Annotated in this window: 2 protein-coding genes; both read left to right on the forward strand. The window is 38.6% G+C overall.

All coding sequences use genetic code 11. The annotated features are described in order from the left end of the window. The first annotated feature begins 25 nt into the window (after window positions 1-25). Window positions 26-1,042, forward strand: coding sequence for a hypothetical protein (locus B9J84_RS03070; protein ID WP_094123495.1), 1,017 nt, complete (start codon window positions 26-28; stop codon window positions 1,040-1,042). A gap of 658 nt (window positions 1,043-1,700) precedes the next feature. Then, window positions 1,701-2,370 (forward strand): hypothetical protein (locus B9J84_RS03080; RefSeq protein ID WP_094123496.1); only part of this gene is annotated, 670 nt, incomplete at its 3' end.

Genomic DNA, 2,370 nt, shown 5'->3' on the forward strand with positions numbered 1-2,370 from the left:
GGATTTTAATTTTAGTTAGGTGGTTATGAATCCAATTTCAAATTCAAGAATACAATCAAATAATTTACTGATAATGGTGGTTTCTGCTGTTAGTTTGGCTCTTGGTGTCGCTTTATGTGCGAATTATCTGACCGAGTTGATTGGGGCTACAACGGTATTATTGTGTATTGGAGGTGCTTTAATAACTGTATCCATTGTTCTTGTTAGTAAATTATTAAATCCGAAAATAAAGCAAGTGGTGCGGTTAAGGGGTGGGTACTTCTTTGAACCAGAAACACTGAAAGGAAAGGAGGTTTTAGGGTATGAGTTCAATCAAGATATCGCTCAGTATTTGAGGGCCTTAGGTGCTGAAAATAAGGCCTATGCCAAAGCTCTGTTAAATGGGTATGAAGACTATGATGCGCCTGATTCATCATATGACCCAAATGTATTGGATTACTATAATCTAGTTGCATCATGTACTGAGTTTTTATTTTTGCGAAAGTTAGGATTCCATCTAAATTCATACTTCGTATATGAAGAGATTGATAGGAATAAAATATGTACTATCCCAAGAAGTTCGATGTCTCAAGACGTGCTAAAGAATAGAGTGCTTGAACTAATTACCCGAAATCATCGAGAGCGAGAGGCATTTTTAGACCATGATGGAGACTCGGATTTCGAATTATGCTTTGCTGTTGGTGATAGTGGTGAAGTCTTCGACAGTTTGCATCTCGAGTTACCACTAGGAACCAAATTACAGAGGCTGTCAGATAATTCACTCAGTATATCTAGTGATATATTTGATATACGTTTTGTTGTTGATTGTAATGCAACTAACACTGTAATTTCACCTGCTTTAATTTGTGGTGATTACGATGCACCATGGTTAGTTAGTGTGAAGCTAGAGGTTACTGTAAAGAAAAGACTAATTCTGAGTTCAGATGATATTGAGATGCATCAATGGCTAGATTCTTTTTTAAATTCATTTGAGAACTATATTAGTATCAAGAAACTAGAAGAACGTTCTTACCTTCAGTTAGTGAGCATTCTAAAATCCTAACAAACGGCTCAAGAGGGATTGTCAACGCGTGGCGACTTTAGTGCAAAATTGAAGTTCAGTGTTTACAGTGGTTTTTTTTTGAGTTCGGCTATGCGTTGTCAACCCCTTAGCCGGGCGTTATGCAACTCAGGTAAATTTAGGGGCTCAATCTTTTGGGATTTCTCTGGCCATTCGTTTTGTGTTGTCGGCAAATGAGCTTTTTTACCCTCAAATCCGTGGCTAACTCAAACCGTAAAACAGGCAAATTTCTTTGTTTGCCTCAATCAGTTTTAGTGCGGGTTTGTTGTCAATTTAGCGGGCGCAAAGTGTAGAAAGGGCAAGTTTATCGATTATTCTGTATTTGCTGAAGGTCTCGCTCGTTGAGTTTTCCTGATTCAAAAGCTTGGTTTGTTGCTGAAAGGTGGACTTTGTTTTGGCAGCTTATTTGTCACCGCTCTTACTTTGGTTGATTCTTGAATCACTCAACCATTGCGATGGTTGCTTTTGGTCGTGTAAAGTCAGTTTATCTCATTGAATTTGCATAACAAACGGCTCAAGAGGGATTGCCAACGCGTGGCGGCTTTAGTGCAAAATTGAAGTTCAGTGTTTACAGTGTGTTTTTTGAGTCCGGCTATGCGTTGTCAACCCCTTAGCCGGGCGTTAGTTTCATGGAGGAAAAATGACATTTCAACATTTATTAGAACAAGCACTATATAGCAGCGCGATTATCCATCAGCCGCATGCCCTAAAAGCATATTTATCAACAAAGTTTCTCTGTGAATATTTGGACTGTTCAGAAAAACTATTGGTGCAAGTCAGTCGATTAATTGAACAGGATGCATTAAAGATTTCATGTAATTACACCGATACAGTTCAACAAGTAAATTTTTCCAGCGTCCGTCGACACAGGATTCTAGAGCGCGGAATATACCCAGCATCTTATCAGGCAATGTCTCAATGGCATGACGAAAAAGGATTTACGGATATATTTCAGCATTATGTTTCACGGGCATCGAGACACAGTGAATATCTATCGCATAATGTAACCATTTTGCTCGCTTTGAATGAAGTTTATAAGTTGTTATCACCAGACTCGATCCCAATATTTTTAAATCGACTCACAGAGTTTGTAACATCTACTTTTATAGGTGAAGAACACCAAAGTGAGCCGATGTTATCAACCCCGAATCGTGAAGGCGATATTCTAAACGCCTGTCTTGAACAGCCCGGATTTTTTGGTCATAACCTCATCACATTGGCTTGGATAATTCGTTGTAAAGATAGGCTTTCAAATATCCAGTATGAATCAATGTTGTGTAATCTCAATATACAGGCTGTCAGCCCACTAG

This window comes from Vibrio sp. V03_P4A6T147 (assembly GCF_002241085.1).
Classification (GTDB): domain Bacteria; phylum Pseudomonadota; class Gammaproteobacteria; order Enterobacterales; family Vibrionaceae; genus Vibrio; species Vibrio anguillarum.

Coding starts and splice junctions, on each gene's coding strand:
- B9J84_RS03070 (WP_094123495.1), top strand. CDS start 26: ATGAATCCAATTTCAAATTCAAGAATACAATCAAATAATTTACTGATA.